We start from the raw sequence: 17,848 nt of genomic DNA on the forward strand, positions 1-17,848 counted from the left end.
CTTTCGTCGTCCCGTCAACCGCGCCGAGCCGTCAGGTCGACGACCTGACCGCCGGCATCGGTCAGGTTGCGGTTGCGACGCGCCCCCCGCTCCTGCCTGCGGTCGAGCGCCTCCTCGTACGGCAACCGCTTCCCGGCCCAAGGCGGCGGGTCACCGCCCTGCAGCACCCGCTTGCTGACCCGGTTGTTGCGTACGTCGATGGCGAAGAGCTCCCGCGTGTCGCGCCGACACCCGACGATCGTCCCGTTGAGCACGTGGTCGAAGGTGAACTCGGCGAAGGCCGGGTCTCCCCGGTGGCGTGCGGCAGCTCGGGAGGAGAAGAAGTGCTGGACGAGGTAGCGCATCCACTCCACGGGCGCGTAGGGCTTCTCGATGCCGTCGTACGTCAGGCAGTCGCCGTCGCCGCACGGCACCCAGTGGCACCACAGCTCGGGCTGCCCTGCCGCCGTACGGTTGTAGGTCTCGACGGCCACCTTCTCGTCCCGGGCCTCGGCGTACGGGTTGCTCGACACGAAGTAGGGCCCCTCCGGTCGGTCGAAGTGCCGGGTGCGCGTGAACGCCGTCAGGTAAGCGGTCTCGGCGTCGTTGAGCGGTGGGGCGATGTCGATGTGGCCCACGAAGTCGGTCTGGTATCCCACGGTTCCTCCTCAGGTCGGAGCCACGACCCTCACCCCGGAATACTTCCCCGCGCCACCACGTCGACGGCGCCTGTGGATGACCGCGGCAGCGACCTCGCCGTTCGGTGCACCCTCGTGGCATGGAACTCCAGCCCTACGACTTCCGAGACCCTGAAGCACTCATCACCGAGATCGCCGAGCGGGTCCCGCTCCGTGCCGGCGACGTCTACCTCGCTCTCGTCGCCCATCCCTCGACCGAGCAACGGATAGACCAGCTCGTCCTGCTCGGTCTCGATGCGGTCCAGGAGCGCTACCAGCCGCTCAGTGAGGAGATCCGTCACGTGATGGACAGCCTGTCGTTCCCTGAGGCCCGTCCCCGACGCACGGGGCCGTGACCATCGTGGTCCGCCCCGGCCTGACCGTGCTGGGCGCGGGCGAGTACGCCTGGCTCAACGGCTGGCGCTACGCCAACCACCTCCGTAGCTGCTACTCGTCCGGACTGATGCTCGTCACCGGGCACGGGTGGATGGACTTCATGACCGAGTGGGGCGGAGAGTCGCCCGCCATGATGGCGTCGTGAATCGGCCGGGCGCCCACACCCAATCTGGGTGTAACGTCGATGGCGTGCCCAAGGTGATCCAGGTGCGCAACGTTCCCGACGAGACTCACCGAGCGCTCCACGAACGCGCGGCATCGGCCGGGATGTCCCTCTCCGACTACGCCCTCCAGGCCCTCGTCGAGTACGCCGCCCGCCCCCCGATCGCCGACACCCTGCGCCGTGCCGCAGCCCGTCGTGGTCGGGTCGACCCGGCCACGATCGCCGCGGTTCTCGACGACGCGCGCGGCCAGTGATCGTCCTTGACACCTCGGCCGTCGTGCACTGCTCGTCAGCGGCGCACCCTCGCGGCGGCTGACGACCCGGGTGACGACCGCGTCGAGTATCCACGCTCCACACCTGTCGGACACCGAGGTCGTGTCGGCGCTCCGCGGACTCGTTCTGGGCAAGCACCTCACCGTTCGCCGGGCCAGGGCCGCTCTGGACGACTTCCTCGATCTCCCAGTGGTCCGCTACCCCGCAACCCCCTTTCTGACTGAGGTCTGGCGACGTCGGGACGCCCACACCGCCTACGACGCGACCTTCATCGCGCTTGCTGCCGCACTTGGCTGCCCGCTGGTGACGAGTGACGCCAGGACACGTCGGGCACGTGGTGTCGTCGTGGAGGTGTACGAGAGCTCTGACTCATGAAGCGTAAGACGACGAGTCGCCAGCGTTCTGTCGACGTCCTGTGATCAGCTTCGGGGGTGCCTGACTCCCCCCAAGGATCACCCGTCGCTCGCCGGGGCCTCCATGAGCGACTGATCACCGCCGAGCTGCGTCAAGCACTCGACGCGCTTGACGAGATCGGCGCGGACGTCACGGAGATCATCGAGGTAGACGACAGCGAGGAGCTTGAGGTCCTGGCCCGTCACGTCTATGACGTGACGCTGAGTGCTCTGCGTCAAGAGCGCGACGCGAAGCAGCGGGTGTCGTTGATCAACGCCATGATGTCGACACTCGACAGGCCGGACCTCGCGCTCGCGCCGTCACGCCGACTGATGCGTGTCGACGCACGCGACGTTGGCGCGCCGACCTACGGAAAGGTACGACCGTCGACCCCGTTGTCGGACGCGGCGCTCCTCACCAACGCACCCGGTGAGCCCGGCCTCGGAGCCGAACTTCGCACGGAGATCGACACCTCCGACGAGATCGATCTTCTCTGCGCCTTCGTGAAGTGGCACGGCCTCCGGCTGCTCGAACCCGAGCTTCGGCGCCTGAGCGAGCGTGGGGTGCGTCTTCGCGTCATCACGACGACCTACATGGGCGCTACTGAGCGTCGCGCGCTCGATCGTCTGGTGCGTGAGTTCGGCGCGGACGTGAAGATCCACTACGACAACGCGCGCACCCGGCTACACGCCAAGGCCTGGATGTTTCGGCGCCACACCCACTTCGACACGGCTTACGTCGGCTCGTCCAACCTCTCCCGAGCGGCCCTGCTCGACGGAGTCGAGTGGAACGTCCGGCTTTCTCGGGTGGGAACGCCCCACCTGCTCGACAAGTTCGCGAAGACGTTCGACACCTACTGGAGCGACCCGAGCTTTGAGGGCTACGACCCCGATCGGGATGCCGACCGCCTCGACGACGCCCTGGCCCAGGCGGGCGGACCCCGCGATGACAGCCGCGTCACGATCTCTCTGTCTGGGCTCGAGGTCCGGCCGTACCCCTACCAGCAAGAGATGCTCGACGCGATCAACGCCGAACGTCGTGAACACGACCGGCATCGCAACCTCGTGGTCGCCGCCACCGGAACGGGCAAGACCGTGCTGGCTGCGCTCGACTACCGCAATCTGTGCGACGAGTGGGGCAGACGACCTACACTCCTCTTCGTAGCCCACCGGCGCGAGATTCTCGATCAGTCGCGACGCACCTATCGCGAAGTGATGGTCGACGCGTCGTTCGGAGAGCTGTACGTCGGTGGCGAGCGACCGCGGGAGTGGCGGCAGGTCTTCGCTAGCGTGCAGTCACTGAGCAACGCCGCCGGAGACCTCTCGCCCACAGCATTCGACGTCATCGTTATCGACGAGTTCCACCACGCCCAGGCACCCACCTATCGCGCCCTGCTTGAGCACTTCTCACCACACGAGCTGCTCGGCCTCACCGCAACGCCGGAGCGTGCCGACGGACTCGACGTGCGCGACTACTTCGATGGCCGCATCGCCACCGAGTTGCGCCTCTGGGAGGCGCTGGGCGCTGACCTGTTGTGCCCCTTCCACTACTTCGCCGTGGCGGATGGCACGGACCTCCGACAGATCAGTTGGAACCGCGGTCGCTACGACGACAGTGAGCTCGACAACGTCTACACCGGCAACCAAGGCCGAGCGGCCATCGTCCTGAAACAGCTCCGGGACAAGGTCCTCGACCCTGGCTCGATGCGCGCGCTGGGGTTCTGCGTCAGCGTTGCGCACGCCCAGTACATGGCCACCGTCTTCTCAGACGCCGGGATTCCCGCGAGAGCCGTCAGCGGCGCAACCCCGGCGGTCGAACGCCAGGCGGCGATCGACGACCTCAAGTCCCGGAAGGTGAACGCCCTCTTCGCAGCAGACCTGTTCAATGAAGGCCTCGACATCCCCGAGATCGACACTGTCCTCTTCCTGCGTCCCACGGAGAGCGCCACCGTCTTCCTCCAACAGCTGGGGCGCGGCTTGCGCCGCACACGGGACAAAGCCGTCCTGACGGTCCTCGACTTCATCGGTTTCCACCGCAAGGAGTTCCGCTTCGACCTCAAGCTCCGAGCCCTCACCGGTCAGACGCGACGAGGGCTCGAACGCGACATCGAGCGGGGATTCCCGTTTCTGCCCGCGGGGTGTCAGATCATGATGGAGAAGCAGGCACAGGAGATCGTGCTGGCCAACATCCGAGCGCAGGTCGGCAGTCGTTGGAATCAGATCGTCGCCGAGCTCCGGTCCTGCGGCGACCTCGACCTCGGCCCGTTCCTCGACGAGTCCGGGCTCGAACTCTCCGACATCCTGCGTCGCGGATCGTGGACCCGCTTGCGTCGTGAGGCCGGACTGCCGTCGTCCGCTGCAACGCCGGGTGAGGACAAGCTCCTGAAGCGAGTACGCGCGTTCGCCCATGTCGACGATCGCCTACGGGCGCTGGCCTACGACGCGTTGCTCGACGACAGTGCGCCGTCCTACGCGGAGCTGAGCTCCGTCGAACAGCGCCTCGCCCAGATGCTCTTTTTCTCGATCTGGCCTGACGGGGGTGGCTACGACTCGTACGACGACGGCCTCGCCGCCCTGCGAGGCCAGCATGCCGCACGTGCTGAGCTTCGCAGCGTGGTCGATCTGTCCTTTGAAGCTGGTCGGCACCAAGCGCTCGAGCTCACGGGGTCGTTGGCCCAGGTCCCGTTGCGCGTGCACGCGCGCTACCAGCGTGAAGAAGTGCTTGCTGCCCTGGGATACGCATCCCTGGCTCGCAAGCCGAACTCCTTCAGGGAAGGCGTCCTCTACGCACCCGATGTCAACGTTGATGCATTCTTCGTGACCTTGAAGAAGTCCCAGGCCGACTACTCGCCGACGACGATGTACCGCGACTACCCGATCAGCCCGGAGCTGTTTCACTGGGAGTCGCAGTCCGTCACCTCGCAGGCCTCGAGGACCGGCCAGCGCTATCTCACTGGTTCGAGCACGGTGTTGCTCTTCGTCCGCCAGGAGCAGAAGGACGAATTCGGCACGTCGTCCTACCTCTTTGCCGGCCCGATGACGTACGTATCTCACCAGGGTGAGAAGCCCATCGCCCTGACCTGGAAGCTCGAGCACGCTCTCCCGTCCGACTTCTACAACGCCGCAAGCGTCGTGGCTCTCTAGAAGAACCGACCGACTCACCGCGATCGGACACTCCCCACCTCAGCGTGCGGAGGAGGTCCACCACCTTCTCGCTCTACGGCTGCCAGGTCGTCGAGCGGCGAGCGACGTCGTGGATGGCATCGACCGTGTCGACGCTCAGGAGGTCGCCGTGCCGGAGGAGCCACTTCGCGACCTGCATCCGCGGCGTGACGTGGACGCCGTCCGGAGCCTTCTTGACGACGACGTCCTGGGCGTTGACGGTGACGATGAGTCCCTCGACGTGCACCGGGAAGCCGCATGCCGCCGTCAGCAGCCTGGCGGCACGGGCTGCCTCGTAGCGGCTGTTGCGGATGTAGGGCTGCTTGTGGCCGTCGACCATGAACGTGGTGCCGCCGACCCAGATCTTCGCTTGGGGGTGGTGCTTGGTGTTGACGGTGAAGATGCCGCCGGGCCCGATGACGAGGTGGTCGATGTCGGAGCCGCGGTTGCCCACGGGGATGGCGTGGATGAATCGCCAGCGGGGGTCCTTCTTGGCGGCCTTGACGAGCTGGGCCGCAACCAGCTCCTCGCCGTCGGCCCCGATGCGCCAGGCACGCTCTTCGGTGTGGACGCGCAGGGCGCGGGCGAGCAGCGTCTTCACAGGCGCGGCCTCGCGGGCGGCCAGGGCCTGCTCGCGTGCTTCGGCGCCCGGGCGGTTGGTCGTGAGGTCGAGCCAGGGGCGGTGGGTCGACGGCACGTCAGGCGTCACGACCCGCGACGGGACGGTGGCCCGCGGCTGGGGCGGGTCGGCGGCCGGGACCAAGTTCGGGACGACGGCAATCGGCTCGGCTGCCGTGATCTGGCCGGTGTGGCTGGCTCGCCAGTCCTCGACCGCCTCGACGAGGGTGGGCAGGTGCTCGGGGGTCTCCGCATGGGCCTCGTCGGTGACGAGGTCCCAGTAGCCGATCTGGGCCTCGTCGGCCGCGACGTAGAGCCGGTCCTTGCCGTAGCGCTTCCACCTCGTGACCTGCACGGTGCTGCTGTCCATGCCGTCATCATCGGCGGCGCCGCGCCTCGACTTCAGTGTCCAGAAACAACAACGCGGTAGATCGGATCAACAGAGTTGATCCGATCTACCGCGTTGTCTGGCGTCGGGCGCTCCGACGCCGGAGGTCAGCTGCAGCCGCTGGTGGAGCCGCAGCCCTCGCACACGTAGCAGGAGCCGGCGGGGCGCATCTTGGTGCCGCAGGTCATGCAGAGGGGCGAGTCGACGGCGGTGCCGGTGAGCTGCTCGAGGAGCTCGGCGCTGGTGTGGGCGCTGGTGGCCCGCTCGGCGGGGACGGCGCGGGTGTTGGAGCCCTCGGTGCTCTTGGTCTCCACGACGGCCTCGGGGGTCTCGGCGGCAGGAGTGGACGCCACCGGCGAGAGCTCGACGCCGGACTCGATGAGCTCGGAGGCGTTACCGGTCTCCTCGGCGGGCAGGTCGTAGGACCCGGTCTCGAGGTGGCGGCGGCGCTCGTCGGCGGAGTAGATGCCGAGCATCGAGCGGGCGTCGAAGTCGAGGTAGTCGAGGGCGAGCCGGCGGAAGACGTAGTCCATGAGGGACTGGGCCATCCGGACGTCGGGGTCGTCGGTGAGGCCGGCGGGCTCGAAGCTCAGGTTGGTGAACTTCGAGACGTAGGTCTCGAGCGGGACGCCGTACTGCAGGCCGATGGACACCGCGATCGAGAAGGCGTCCATCACGCCGGCCAGGGTGGAGCCCTGCTTGCCGAGCTTGAGGAAGACCTCGCCGAGCTGGCCGTCGTCGTGGGCGCCGGAGGTCATGTAGCCCTCGGCACCGCCGACGGTGAACGACGTGGTGCGCGAGGCGCGCGACTTGGGCAGACGCTTGCGGGTCGGGGCGTAGACGACCTTCTCGATGACCTTCTCGACGACCTCGGCCTCGGCGGCGGCACCCGTGGCGTTGGAGTCCTTGCCCTTGTTGTCGCCCTTGCCGTCGGAGAGCGGCTGGCCGACCTTGCAGTTGTCGCGGTAGACGGCCGTCGCCTTGAGGCCGAGCTTCCAGGACTGCAGGTAGACGTCCTCGATCTCCTCGACCGTGGCGGTCTCGGGCAGGTTGACCGTCTTGGAGATGGCCCCGGACAGGAACGGCTGGCAGGCGGCCATCATCCGGACGTGGCCCATGGGCTTGAGCGAGCGGGCGCCCATCGCGGTGTCGAAGACGTCGTAGTGCTCCTGGCGCAGGCCGGGGGCGTCGATGACGTGGCCGTTGTCGGCGATGAAGGCGACGATCGCCTCGACCTGCTCGGGCTGGTAGCCCATCTTGCGCAGCGCACGCGGGATGGTCTGGTTGACGATCTGCATCGAGCCGCCGCCGACGAGCTTCTTGAACTTGACCAGCGAGAAGTCGGGCTCGATGCCCGTGGTGTCGCAGTCCATCATGAAGCCGATGGTGCCGGTGGGCGCGAGCACCGAGGCCTGCGCGTTGCGGTAGCCGTGGGTCTTGCCGAGCTCGACGACATCGGCCCAGGCCTGGGTGGCGACCTTGTGGACGGCGCTGTCGGAGATGGCGAGGGTGCGGATCGTGTCGTTGGCCGCCTGGTGCTTGCGCATCACGCGCTGGTGGGCCTCGGCGTTGCGGGCGTAGCCGGCGTAGGGGCCGACGATCGAGGCGAGCTCGGCCGAGCGCTTGTAGGACTGGCCGGTCATCAGCGAGGTGATGGTCGCGGCCATCGCGCGGCCGCCGTCGGAGTCGTAGCCCAGGCCCATCGCCATGAGCAGCGCGCCGAGGTTGGCGTAGCCGATGCCGAGCTGGCGGTAGTTGCGGGTGGTCTCGCCGATCGGCTCGGTCGGGAAGTCGGCGAAGCAGATCGAGATATCCATCGCGGTGATGATGAACTCCACCGCCTTGGCGAACAGCGGGGCGTCGAAGGTGTCGTCGTCCTTGAGGAACTTGAGCAGGTTGAGCGACGCCAGGTTGCACGAGGAGTTGTCGAGCGACATGTACTCCGAGCAGGGGTTGGACGCGGTGATGCGGCCCGTCTCGGGGTTGGTGTGCCAGTCGTTGATGGTGTCGTCGTACTGCAGGCCGGGGTCGGCGCAGGCCCACGCGGCCTGGCTGATCTTGGTGAAGAGCTCGCGGGCGTCGACGCGCTCGATCTCCTCGCCGTTCTTGCGGCCGCGGAGCGCGAAGTCGGTGCCGTCCTCGACGGCGCGCATGAACTCGTCACTGACGCGGACCGAGTTGTTGGCGTTCTGGTATTGCACCGAGGTGATGTCGACACCGCCGAGGTCCATGTCGAAGCCGGCGTCACGGAGGGCGCGGATCTTGTCCTCCTCCTTGGCCTTGGTCTCGACGAACTCGACGATGTCGGGGTGGTCGACGTCGAGGACGACCATCTTGGCCGCGCGACGCGTGGCGCCACCGGACTTGATGGTGCCGGCCGAGGCGTCAGCGCCGCGCATGAACGAGACCGGACCGGACGCCGTGCCGCCGCTGGAGAGCAGCTCCTTGGACGAACGGATGCGGGAGAGGTTGAGGCCGGCGCCGGAGCCGCCCTTGAAGATGAAACCCTCCTCCTTGTACCAGTTGAGGATCGAGTCCATCGAGTCGTCGACCGAGAGGATGAAGCAGGCCGAGACCTGCTGCGGGCTCTGGGTGCCGACGTTGAACCAGACCGGGCTGTTGAAGGAGAAGTACTGGTTGACCAGGAGCCAGGTCAGCTCGTGCTCGAAGACCTCGGCGTCGCCGGGGGTCGCGAAGTAGCCGTGGTCGACGCCGGCCTTGGTGTAGGTGACGACGATCCGGTCGATGAGCTGCTTGAGGCTCCACTCGCGGGCGTCGGTGCCGACGGCGCCGCGGAAGTACTTGGTGGTCACGATGGTCGAGGCGTTGACCGACCAGCTGTCGGGGTATTCGACCCCGCGCTGCTCGAAGACGGTGGCGCCGGTCTTCCAGTTGGTCTGGACGACGTCGCGACGCTCCCAGGTGAGCTCGTCGTAGGGATGGATGCCCGGGGTGCTGAAGACACGCTCGAGGGTCAGGCCCTTGCCGGTCGCGGCCCCATCGCTGGCCGTGGTCTTGGCGCTGACGGTCTCGGTCATGTGCTGTCTCCTTGAGGATTCCCGAACGGGGAGGGGGTGACGGTTGTCAGTGTTGCGGGGACCACCGACAGTCCTGAGGGGGTCGGCGTCGTCCCGGGGTGTGGGGGGTGAGGTGGTACGCCCGGCAGGCAGCTTCCCCACTGCCTACCGGGCGGTCTGTGGTCAGCCCGTGGGCTGAGCGAGGGGTGGGAGGGCGTCGGCGTGCATGGACGCGATCTCCTTGATGAAGTCGTCGGCCGACTCGAAGGCGCGGTAGACGCTGGCGAACCTGAGGTAGGCGACCTCGTCGAGGGCCCGGAGCGGGCCGAGGATGGCCAGCCCGACCTCGTGGGCGGGCACCTCGGCGGCACCGGTGAGGCGCAGCGCGTCCTCGACGTCCTGGCCGAGGCAGGCGAGCTGGGCGTCGGTGACCGGGCGGCCCTTGCAGGCCTTGCGGACGCCGGCGACGGCCTTGTCGCGGGTGAAGGGCTCGGTCGCGCCGGAGCGCTTGAGCACGGTCAGCTGCATCAGCTCGACGGTGGTGAACCGCTTCTCGCACGACAGGCACGAGCGGCGGCGGCGGATCGAGCCGCCGTCGTCGGCGACGCGGGAGTCGAGGACCTTCGTGTCGGTGCCGCGGCAGTAGGGGCAGTGCACGATGATCTCCTCTCCTGGGTCGTCTCGGGCGTGCTCGTAGGACCCGTGAGGGCCTGTGGATAACGCAGCTTCTCCTGGGGAGAACATCCGCGTGGCTGTGGGTCTTCCGCATCTGGATGTGGACTAGATGTGGATAACTACATCGTTGTAAGTACTAGATGTTGTGGTGACAGTACGCGGCCCGCGGACGGGTGCGCAACCCGATCGGCACAATTGATCGAGGTTGTTTGCCGCGCGGACCGCCGGTGAGGCAAAGCCGCAGGTCAGGGGCCTGTACGACGCCCCGACGACCTGGTCCGGACCACCCGGGCGACGGCGTGTCGGGGCCGCCCGGGTCCCCCGCACGAGGGGTTGCCGAGGCCGGGAGGCCCGGCCTAGCGTCGACCCGTGCCGGCTCCCCTCCTCGCCTCGGTCACCGACCTGCGCGGCGCCCTCGGCCTGGTGCTCCTGCTGCTCGTGGCCTGGGGACTGTCGAAGGGCAGACGCCTCGTCTCGTGGCGGACCGTCGGGGTCGCCCTCGGCCTCCAGGTCGGCTTCGCGCTGCTCGTGCTGCGCTGGGGCCCCGGTGAGCGCGGCCTCGGCTGGGTGTCCGACCGCGTCGAGTCGCTGATCGGCTACGCCAACGAGGGCACGGCGTTCGTGTTCGGGCCGCTGCTCGAGGTCGGCGAGGAGAACGAGACGATCTTCGCCCTTCAGGTGCTGCCGGTGATCGTGTTCCTCGGCGCCCTCATCGGCCTCCTCTACTACCTGCGCGTGATCCAGTGGACGACCTACCTCGTCGGCGGTGCCCTCTCGAAGGTGCTGGGCGTGGGCCGGGTCGAGGCCCTCTACGCCGGCACGGTCGTCTTCCTCGGCATGAGCGAGGCGCCGCTGATGATCCAGGGCTACCTCGCCCGGTTGCGCCGCTCCCAGCTCTTCACCGTGATGACCGCCGGCTTCGCGGCCGCCGCCGGGTCGACGCTGGTCGGCTACTCCCTGTTGGGCGCGCCCCTGGAGTACCTCCTGGCGGCGACCGTGATGAACGCCCCGGCCTCGCTGCTGATGGCCAAGCTGATGTGGCCCGACGGCGCCGACACCCCGACCGACACCCCGGCCGGCACCCCGACCGACACCCCGACCGCACGGACAGCCGACGCCGATGAGATCGACGTGCGGGACGTGCGCGACGAGGAGTCCGCCAACGTCATCGACGCCCTCGGCCGCGGCGCGATGGCCGGCGGCCGGATCGCGGTCACGGTGGGAGCGCTGCTCATCGCCTTCGTGGCCGTGATCGCGCTCGCCAACGGCATCCTCGGGGCGGTCGGCGGCTGGTTCGGCGCCGACGACCTCACGTTCGAGCTGCTGCTCGGGCGGGCCTTCGCACCCCTGGCCTGGCTGCTCGGCGTGCCGTGGTCGGAGGCGACCGACGCCGGCTCGTGGATCGGGCAGAAGACCGTGCTCAACGAGTTCGTCGCCTACGCCGACTTCGGCCCGCAGGTCGGCGACCTCTCGCCGGTGACGGTCGCGGTGGTGACGTTCGCGTTGGCCGGGTTCGCCAACTTCTCCTCCATCGCCATCCAGATCGGCGCGCTGGGGTCGCTGGTCCCCGAGCGCCGGGCGGAGGTGGCCAGGCTCGGCCTGCTGGCCCTGCTCGCGGGCAGCCTCGCCAACCTTGCCAACGCCGCGATCGCCGGCGTCGTCATCTCACTCTGACTCCTCCTCGCGCCCCCTCCCGCTCGGCGCGCCGACGTCGCTGGGGACGTCGGTGACAATGGGCGGGTGGCACAGGGGAAGCGAGCCGGAGCGCGGCCGAAGCGACGGTTCCGCCCGATCCTGCTCGGGCTCGCGCTCGGCGTGACCGCCGCCGTGGTCGCCTGGGGCTACCTCGTCCTCGCCGCCATCGACTTCGGCACCAGTGCCCGAGACGGCGACGAGACCGCCTGGTGGTTCCTCGCCATCGCCGCCGTCGGTGCCGTGCTGTGCCTGTTCCTGGCCCTGGTCCTGGTCGCGCGGATCGGCCGCGCGCTCGGCGTCACGCGGGCGCCTACCTCCGACGCGCCGAGCGCGGCTCCCGACGAGCCGGGCGGGCGTCGCGCGGCTCGCTGACACGACCCGGGCGACGGGCCGGCTCACGGGTTTGGGCGTTTTCGTGGCGCGCGACGCCGCGGACTCCTAACCTGAGGTCGCCCTGCGAGACCGAGGTGGACCCGTGGCCACGAAGTACGACGTCCGCGTGACGGAGGCGAGCGCCTCCGCCACCCGCTTCCATGCCGTCTGCGCCTGCAGCTGCGGCTGGTACGGCAACGCCGAGGCCACCCGCGAGCCGGTCGCCCTCGCCGAGGCCGCGCGCGAGCGCGTCGAGCACCTCCTCGAGGCCCACCCCAAGCAGACGCCGTCGGCGTTCTTCCGACCGCGGGCGCACGCGCGCTACAAGCACCCGCGCTCGCTCAGCGCCGCCAGCCCGCACGGCAAGCGCTGGTCGCGCTACGCCGCCTGCGCCTGCGGCTGGACCGACACCGTCAAGGCCGGCTCCCCCGACGGCGCTGCCCGGGTGGCCCGCGCCCGGCACCGCGCCCACGTGCAGCTGCAGACCGGGCGTACGCCGTGGCGCGACTACGCCGTGATGGCGCTGGTCGTGCTCGTGGTCGTCGGGCTGTGCGTCGCCCTGGCCGTGGTTGCGATCGAGGCGGCAGGCGGGGATCCGAAGGACCTCACCGACCTGGGGTCGTTGCTCGGCTGAGCGCTCCGGCGCCTCTCACCTGCAGAGGCTGTCGGGTGCGGGAGTCGTCTTCCCTCGACTCCGCACCCGACAGCACTCTGGGGGTTCGCCCGCCGGGGTCGAGTCGGCGGGCGAAGCTAGGGGCCGTCAGGCCGGGACCTCGAGGCTCTGGCCGGCGCCGAGGACGACGGAGTCGAGGCTGTTGAGGTCGACGAGGTGGTTCATCATGTCGCGCACGTCGCGGCCCTCGGACACGTCGGAGGCGATCTCCCAGAGGGTCTGGCCGGGCTCGACGACGACCGTCTCGGTGGCCCCGGCCTCGTTGGTGGCAACTGAGCCGTCGGCGAGGAGGACCGCCATCGCGATCAGCGTGGTGAAGGCCAGCACGAACACCACCAGACGTCCACGGCGGGTCAGCCGGTAGTCGGGAACGTGGGTCATGGTCGTGGTGTTCATGGGTGCCTCCTGGGGAAGTGGTGCGCTCTCGACCTGATGTCTAGTGGTGGCCACCGACAGTTCAGATCAGTTCGAACACCTGAGCGACTCTAGATCAGGTGTTCGAACGCACGCAAGCCCTCAGGCGAACATTTGTTCTAACGCCTCCGCAGCGCCCGGCGCCCCTGCTTCTCGAACAGCGCGATGCCGGCACCCGCCAGCGACGGCGCCAGGGTGGAGGCCCGCATCGCTCCCCCGCGCCAGGCCGGGATGGTCCGCAGCACCCGGCGCGACCCCACCAGCCCGAGCACGGCGTCGGCGACCTCGTCGGTCGTGAGCAGCCGCCCGCCGGAGCTCACGAGGCGCTTGCCGGTGCCGTCGGACATGGCGTCGACCATCGCCGTCGCCACCCCGTCGGGCAGCACCGCGTGCACGTCGACCCCGGCCGGCGCCTCGATGGCGACGGAGGTCGTCACCGAGACGACCGCGGCCTTGGTGGCGGCGTACGTCGACAGCCCCGGCACGGGACCGAGGCCGGACAGCGAGGCGACGTTGACCAGCGACCCGGCCCCCGAGCCCGTGGCGAACGCGTCGAGCGCGGCCCGCATCCCCCACAGCACGCCGAGCAGGTTGATCTCGACGAGCCCGCGGACCTGCTCGTCGGAGAGGGCGACCAGGTCGCCGTCCCAGCCGACGCCGGCGTTGTTGACCCACACCCCCAGCGGCGCGAGCCCGCTCGCCGCCTCGGCGACCGTCCGGTGGGAGGCCGGGTCGCGGACGTCCTGGGCGATCCCGGTCGCCCCGATCTCGGCGGCCGTCGTGGCGACCGCCCCGGCGTCGACGTCGGTGACGACGACGCGGTGACCGGCGGCGACGAGCCGCTCGGCGACCGCCCGCCCGATGCCGCGGGCGGCCCCGGTGACGACGGCGGAGGTGGGCGAGGAGGCGGTGACCATGGGCCAAGAGTCCCAGGCCGGACCACGCGACACGCCGTTCGAACACCTGTTTGAAATCGCCGGTCGTCGGTGGGACCCTGAGCCCATGCCAGACACGCCTGCCAAGCCCCGCACCAAACGCGACAGCAACGTCTCCGAGCTGCCCGACGGCCCGGCCGACGCCACCGGCCTGACCCCACGCCAGCTGCGCGTGCTGGCCCACATCAAGGACAGCATCGAGCTGCGCGGCTACCCGCCGAGCATGCGTGAGATCGGCGAGGCCGTCGGCCTCACCAGCACCTCGAGCGTGGCCCACCAGCTGCGGACGCTCGAGCAGAAGGGCTTCCTCAAGCGCGACCCCAACCGGCCGCGTGCGCTCGAGGTGTTCCTCCCCGAGGTGATGGCCGCGCGCCGCTCCCTCGCCAGCTCCGACGAGACGTCGTTCGACGAGACCGGCATCGGCGACGTCGCCGTCCCCGCGGTCAACGTGCCGCTGCTCGGGCGCATCGCGGCCGGTGGCCCGATCCTGGCCGAGGAGACCTACAACGACGTCTTCCCGCTGCCCAAGCAGCTCGTGGGCGACGGCCAGCTCTTCATGCTCGAGGTGACCGGCGAGTCGATGATCGACGCCGCGATCTGCGACGGCGACTTCGTCGTCATCCGCCAGGAGCAGACGGCCGACAACGGCGAGATCGTCGCCGCCATGATCGACGGCGAGGCGACGGTCAAGACCCTGCAGCGCAAGGACGGCAAGGTCTGGCTGCTCCCCCACAACCCCGCCTTCGACCCGATCGACGGCACCCACGCCACGATCCTCGGCGTCGTCACCGCGGTGCTCCGCAAGGTCTGACCCTTCGAGGCTCGCAGGCTCGCACCTCAGGGCAGGCCCGCAGGCATACGCCGGGTGAACGCTCGGCATCGAGACCGCCGCCGGGCATCACCCGGCGGCGGTCTCGTCGTTGAACGACCTGTGACGACGAAACCCACCGGGGTACGGCGACGTACCGTGCTCGCGACCGGCTCCGCCGGCGCGGCCCTGACCGCCCTCCCCGCCCCCTCGACCGCCGCCCCCTCGACGGCCGCCCTCGCGACGGCCGCCCAGCGCGCCGGCACCCGCTACTTCCAGCACGGCATCGCCTCCGGTGACCCGCTGCCGACGACGGTCCTCCTCTGGACCCGGGTCACCCCGACGGCCGCCAGCCGGCCCGGCTCCGGGAAGGGACCGCGGGTCACGGTGACCTGGGAGGTCTCGACCCGCAAGGACTTCCGCCGTGTGCTGCGCCGCGGCGCCTTCGTCACCGGCCCGAGCCGCGACCACACGGTCAAGCTCGACGTGACCGGGCTCAAGCCCGCGACCTGGTACTACTACCGCTTCGGCTTCCGAGGCACCCACAGCCGTACCGGCCGCACCCGCACCGCTCCCGCCGCCGACGCCACCCCCACCAACCTGCGCTTCGGCGTCGTGTCGTGCACCAACTGGCAGGCCGGCTACTTCGCGGCCTACCGCGGCTTGGCCGCGCGCAACGACCTGCACGCCGTCCTCCACCTCGGCGACTACCTCTACGAGTACGGCGCGGGAGGCTACGGCTACGGCAGCGGCGACGTCGACATCCGCACCCACGACCCGAGGCACGAGATGGTCTCGCTGTCGGACTACCGGCGCCGGCACGCGCAGTACAAGACCGACCCCGACCTGCAGGACGCCCACGCCAAGTTCCCGTGGGTGATCACCTGGGACGACCACGAGGTCACCAACGACCAGTACGCCACCGGCGCCGAGAACCACCAGCCCGGCGAGGGCGACTACCTGCGGCGCCGGGCCCGCTCCCACCGTGCCTACGACGAGTGGATGCCGGTGCGGATGAACGACACCGCCGGGCTGCGAGACGGCGACCGCCTCTACCGTCGACTGACGTTCGGCCGGCTCGCCGAGATCAGCATGCTCGACCTGCGCACCTACCGCTCGAAGCAGGTCGTCACCCTCGCCCCCACCCCGGTCCCGGCGATCGAGGCCGAGGTGAGCGACCCCGACCGCACCATCACCGGCGCCGCGCAGATGCGCTGGCTCAAGGAGTCGCTCGCGCGCCCGAAGCCGTTCTGGAAGGTCATCGGCAACCCGGTGATGATCACCCCCGTCTCGTTCGTCCAGGTGCCGGCCGACCTGCTCGGGCCGATCAACGACGTCACCGGCCTCCTGCCCGAGGACGGCTTCCCCTACAACGTCGACCAGTGGGACGGCTACACCGCCGACCGCAAGGAGGTGCTGCGGTTCATCAAGGACCGCCACGTCCAGAACGCGCTGTTCGTCACCGGTGACATCCACTCCGGGTGGGCGGCCGAGGTCCCCTACGACGTCGGCAACTACCCGCTGGGCGGCACCGGCGCCGTCGAGTTCGTCTGCACGTCGGTGACGTCCAACAACCTCAAGGACATCACCGGCACCCCGGCCCACACCACGAGCGCGGTCGTCGAGGCGGCGATCCTCGCCAACAACCGCCACATCAAGTACCTCAACTTCGACGACCACGGGTTCTCCGTGCTCGACCTCAACGCCAAGAGGGCCCAGATGGACTGGTTCGTGATCGGCGACCGCGCCGACAAGAACACCCCGATCCGCTACAGCCGCTCGTTCGTCTCGGTCGCGGCCAGCGGCCGGGTCAAGGAGACCGACCGCCCGCTGCACACCCAGAAGCCGGGGCAGAGCTGATGTGCGGCTGCGGCGACCGGCACGCGCCGGGCGAGCCCACGCCCTACGACGTCGGGCAGGCCGAGCTGACCACGGGGCGTCGTACCCTCCTCAAGGCCGGCGGCGGCCTGGCCTTCTCGACCGCCGCGCTCGCGGCCGGGGCGGGCGCCGCCGACGCAGCCCCGTTGGCGCGGACCAGGAAGCGGGTCTACGTCCTGGTCTTCGACGGGTGCACGCCCGAGGAGATCAGCGGCGGCCAGGCGCCCCACCTCGCCGACCTGATGTTCGGCGGCAAGCGCTTCGCCAAGGCGCAGTCGATGCCGATCATGGAGACGATCCCCAACCACGTGATGATGATGACCGGGGTCCGGCCCGACCGCTCCGGCGTCCCGGCCAACTCGGTCTTCGACCGCAAGCTCGGGGCCGTCCGCGACCTCGACCGGTCCAGCGACCTCAGGGCCGACACCATCATCGAGCGGCTCAACCGGCGCGGGCTGCGCACCGGAACGGTGCTCAGCAAGGAGTACCTCTACGGCGTCTTCGGCACCCGCGCGACCGCGCGCTGGGAGCCGTTCCCCGTGCTGCCGATCACCGGCCACGCGCCCGACGAGTTCACCATCAACGCCGCGATGGCGATGGTCGAGGACGTCGACCCGCACCTGATGTTCGTCAACCTCGGCGACATCGACCGCTTCGGCCACGCCGACGTCACCGGGCCCCTCGGCGTCAAGGCCCTGCGCCGCCTCGCGCTGGCCAAGACCGACCTCTACGTCCAGCGCTTCGTCGACCTGCTCAAGTCGCGCGGCACCTGGAAGCACTCGATGCTCGTCGTCCTGGCCGACCACTCGATGGACTGGTCGACCACCAACCGGGTCGTCAGCCTGGCCGGCCCGCTCGACGAGGACCCGGTGCTGCGCGGCCGGGTCCAGATCGCCGACAACGGCGGCGCCGACCTCCTCTACTGGACCGGTCCCTCGGCCCAGAAGGAGGACGCCGTACGCCGGATGGTGCGGATCGCGCGCGCCGAGACCGGCGTGCTCTCGGTCTTCGACCGACGCCACAAGTCCCTGCGGCTCGGCCCGCAGGCGGGTGAGGTCGTCGCGTTCTGCCGGTCCGGCTGGCGCTTCAGCGACCCCGACCCGGTGACCAGCAACCCGATCCCCGGCAACCACGGGCACCCGGCGACCCGGCCGATCCCGTTCTTCATCAACGGTGGCCACCCGCGCCTGCAGCACTACGCCGCGTCGTCGCTGGTCGCCCAGACGATCGACGTGGCTCCCACCGTCGGGAGGTTCTTCGGGCTCACCGGCGCGCCAAAGGGCGGGTACGACGGCCGCGCGCGGATCTAGCCACCGGATCCCGGCAATAGTCA

17 protein-coding genes are annotated in these 17,848 nt (G+C 69.6%); 11 read left to right on the forward strand and 6 right to left on the reverse strand.

Annotated elements, in window-relative coordinates:
• Positions 1-14: 14 nt before the first annotated feature.
• On the reverse strand, positions 15-638 hold the full coding sequence (locus Q7T52_RS14240; protein WP_304803583.1) for a hypothetical protein: 624 nt from the start codon (positions 636-638) through the stop codon (positions 15-17).
• A gap of 119 nt (positions 639-757) precedes the next feature.
• Between Q7T52_RS14240 and Q7T52_RS14245 the strand changes: the two genes are divergently transcribed.
• The 5 genes from Q7T52_RS14245 (at position 758) to Q7T52_RS14260 (ending at position 5,024) form a co-directional block, all read left to right on the forward strand.
• Complete coding sequence (locus Q7T52_RS14245; RefSeq protein WP_304803585.1) at positions 758-1,012, forward strand: hypothetical protein; 255 nt, start codon at positions 758-760, stop codon at positions 1,010-1,012.
• Positions 1,009-1,197 carry a hypothetical protein gene (locus Q7T52_RS14250; protein WP_304803587.1) on the forward strand — a complete coding sequence of 63 codons (189 nt, stop codon included), beginning with the start codon at positions 1,009-1,011 and terminating at the stop codon, positions 1,195-1,197. The genes Q7T52_RS14245 and Q7T52_RS14250 overlap by 4 nt, the downstream gene beginning before the upstream one ends.
• A 44-nt stretch (positions 1,198-1,241) precedes the next feature.
• Positions 1,242-1,469: a hypothetical protein gene (locus tag Q7T52_RS14255; RefSeq protein WP_304803588.1), complete on the forward strand. Its 228-nt coding sequence runs from the start codon at positions 1,242-1,244 to the stop codon at positions 1,467-1,469.
• A gap of 70 nt (positions 1,470-1,539) precedes the next feature.
• Complete coding sequence (locus Q7T52_RS20670) at positions 1,540-1,863, forward strand: type II toxin-antitoxin system VapC family toxin (RefSeq protein WP_370692327.1); 324 nt, start codon at positions 1,540-1,542, stop codon at positions 1,861-1,863.
• A gap of 56 nt (positions 1,864-1,919) precedes the next feature.
• Complete coding sequence (locus Q7T52_RS14260) at positions 1,920-5,024, forward strand: DUF3427 domain-containing protein (RefSeq protein WP_304803590.1); 3,105 nt, start codon at positions 1,920-1,922, stop codon at positions 5,022-5,024.
• Between the two features lie 73 nt (positions 5,025-5,097).
• Here Q7T52_RS14260 and Q7T52_RS14265 read toward each other — a convergent pair whose 3' ends face one another.
• The 3 genes from Q7T52_RS14265 to nrdR all read right to left on the reverse strand — a co-directional run bounded on the left by Q7T52_RS14265 (position 5,098) and on the right by nrdR (position 9,722).
• Positions 5,098-6,030, reverse strand: a complete 933-nt coding sequence (locus Q7T52_RS14265) for a nuclease-related domain-containing protein (RefSeq protein WP_304803592.1) — start codon at positions 6,028-6,030, stop codon at positions 5,098-5,100.
• A gap of 125 nt (positions 6,031-6,155) precedes the next feature.
• The gene (locus tag Q7T52_RS14270) at positions 6,156-9,086 is read right to left on the reverse strand and encodes a vitamin B12-dependent ribonucleotide reductase (RefSeq protein WP_304803594.1); all 2,931 of its coding nucleotides are present in this window, start codon (positions 9,084-9,086) and stop codon (positions 6,156-6,158) included.
• A gap of 162 nt (positions 9,087-9,248) precedes the next feature.
• Entirely contained in the window at positions 9,249-9,722 is a 474-nt protein-coding gene (nrdR, locus tag Q7T52_RS14275; protein WP_304803596.1) for a transcriptional regulator NrdR, read from the reverse strand.
• A 387-nt stretch (positions 9,723-10,109) separates the two neighbouring features.
• Here nrdR and Q7T52_RS14280 point away from each other — a divergent pair, with 387 nt between their 5' ends.
• The 3 genes from Q7T52_RS14280 (at position 10,110) to Q7T52_RS14290 (ending at position 12,441) form a co-directional block, all read left to right on the forward strand.
• Entirely contained in the window at positions 10,110-11,414 is a 1,305-nt protein-coding gene (locus tag Q7T52_RS14280; RefSeq protein ID WP_304803598.1) for a NupC/NupG family nucleoside CNT transporter, read from the forward strand.
• A 66-nt stretch (positions 11,415-11,480) separates the two neighbouring features.
• Positions 11,481-11,807: a hypothetical protein gene (locus Q7T52_RS14285; protein WP_304803600.1), complete on the forward strand. Its 327-nt coding sequence runs from the start codon at positions 11,481-11,483 to the stop codon at positions 11,805-11,807.
• A 103-nt stretch (positions 11,808-11,910) separates the two neighbouring features.
• Positions 11,911-12,441: a hypothetical protein gene (locus Q7T52_RS14290; protein ID WP_304803601.1), complete on the forward strand. Its 531-nt coding sequence runs from the start codon at positions 11,911-11,913 to the stop codon at positions 12,439-12,441.
• 126 nt (positions 12,442-12,567) lie between these two features.
• Here the strand turns inward: Q7T52_RS14290 and Q7T52_RS14295 are convergent, their stop codons facing one another.
• Together Q7T52_RS14295 and Q7T52_RS14300 are read right to left on the reverse strand one after the other, a co-directional pair.
• On the reverse strand, positions 12,568-12,876 hold the full coding sequence (locus Q7T52_RS14295) for a hypothetical protein (RefSeq protein WP_304803603.1): 309 nt from the start codon (positions 12,874-12,876) through the stop codon (positions 12,568-12,570).
• A gap of 137 nt (positions 12,877-13,013) precedes the next feature.
• On the reverse strand, positions 13,014-13,811 hold the full coding sequence (locus tag Q7T52_RS14300) for an SDR family oxidoreductase (RefSeq protein ID WP_304803605.1): 798 nt from the start codon (positions 13,809-13,811) through the stop codon (positions 13,014-13,016).
• 85 nt (positions 13,812-13,896) lie between these two features.
• Between Q7T52_RS14300 and lexA the strand changes: the two genes are divergently transcribed.
• The 3 genes from lexA to Q7T52_RS14315 all read left to right on the forward strand — a co-directional run bounded on the left by lexA (position 13,897) and on the right by Q7T52_RS14315 (position 17,825).
• Positions 13,897-14,640: a transcriptional repressor LexA gene (lexA, locus tag Q7T52_RS14305; RefSeq protein ID WP_304803607.1), complete on the forward strand. Its 744-nt coding sequence runs from the start codon at positions 13,897-13,899 to the stop codon at positions 14,638-14,640.
• 156 nt (positions 14,641-14,796) lie between these two features.
• On the forward strand, positions 14,797-16,497 hold the full coding sequence (locus tag Q7T52_RS14310; protein WP_304803609.1) for an alkaline phosphatase: 1,701 nt from the start codon (positions 14,797-14,799) through the stop codon (positions 16,495-16,497).
• Entirely contained in the window at positions 16,497-17,825 is a 1,329-nt protein-coding gene (locus Q7T52_RS14315) for an alkaline phosphatase family protein (RefSeq protein ID WP_304803610.1), read from the forward strand. The genes Q7T52_RS14310 and Q7T52_RS14315 overlap by 1 nt, the downstream gene beginning before the upstream one ends.
• Positions 17,826-17,848 lie beyond the last annotated feature (23 nt).

It is taken from the genome of Nocardioides sp., from assembly GCF_030655615.1.
Lineage (GTDB): Bacteria > Actinomycetota > Actinomycetes > Propionibacteriales > Nocardioidaceae > Nocardioides.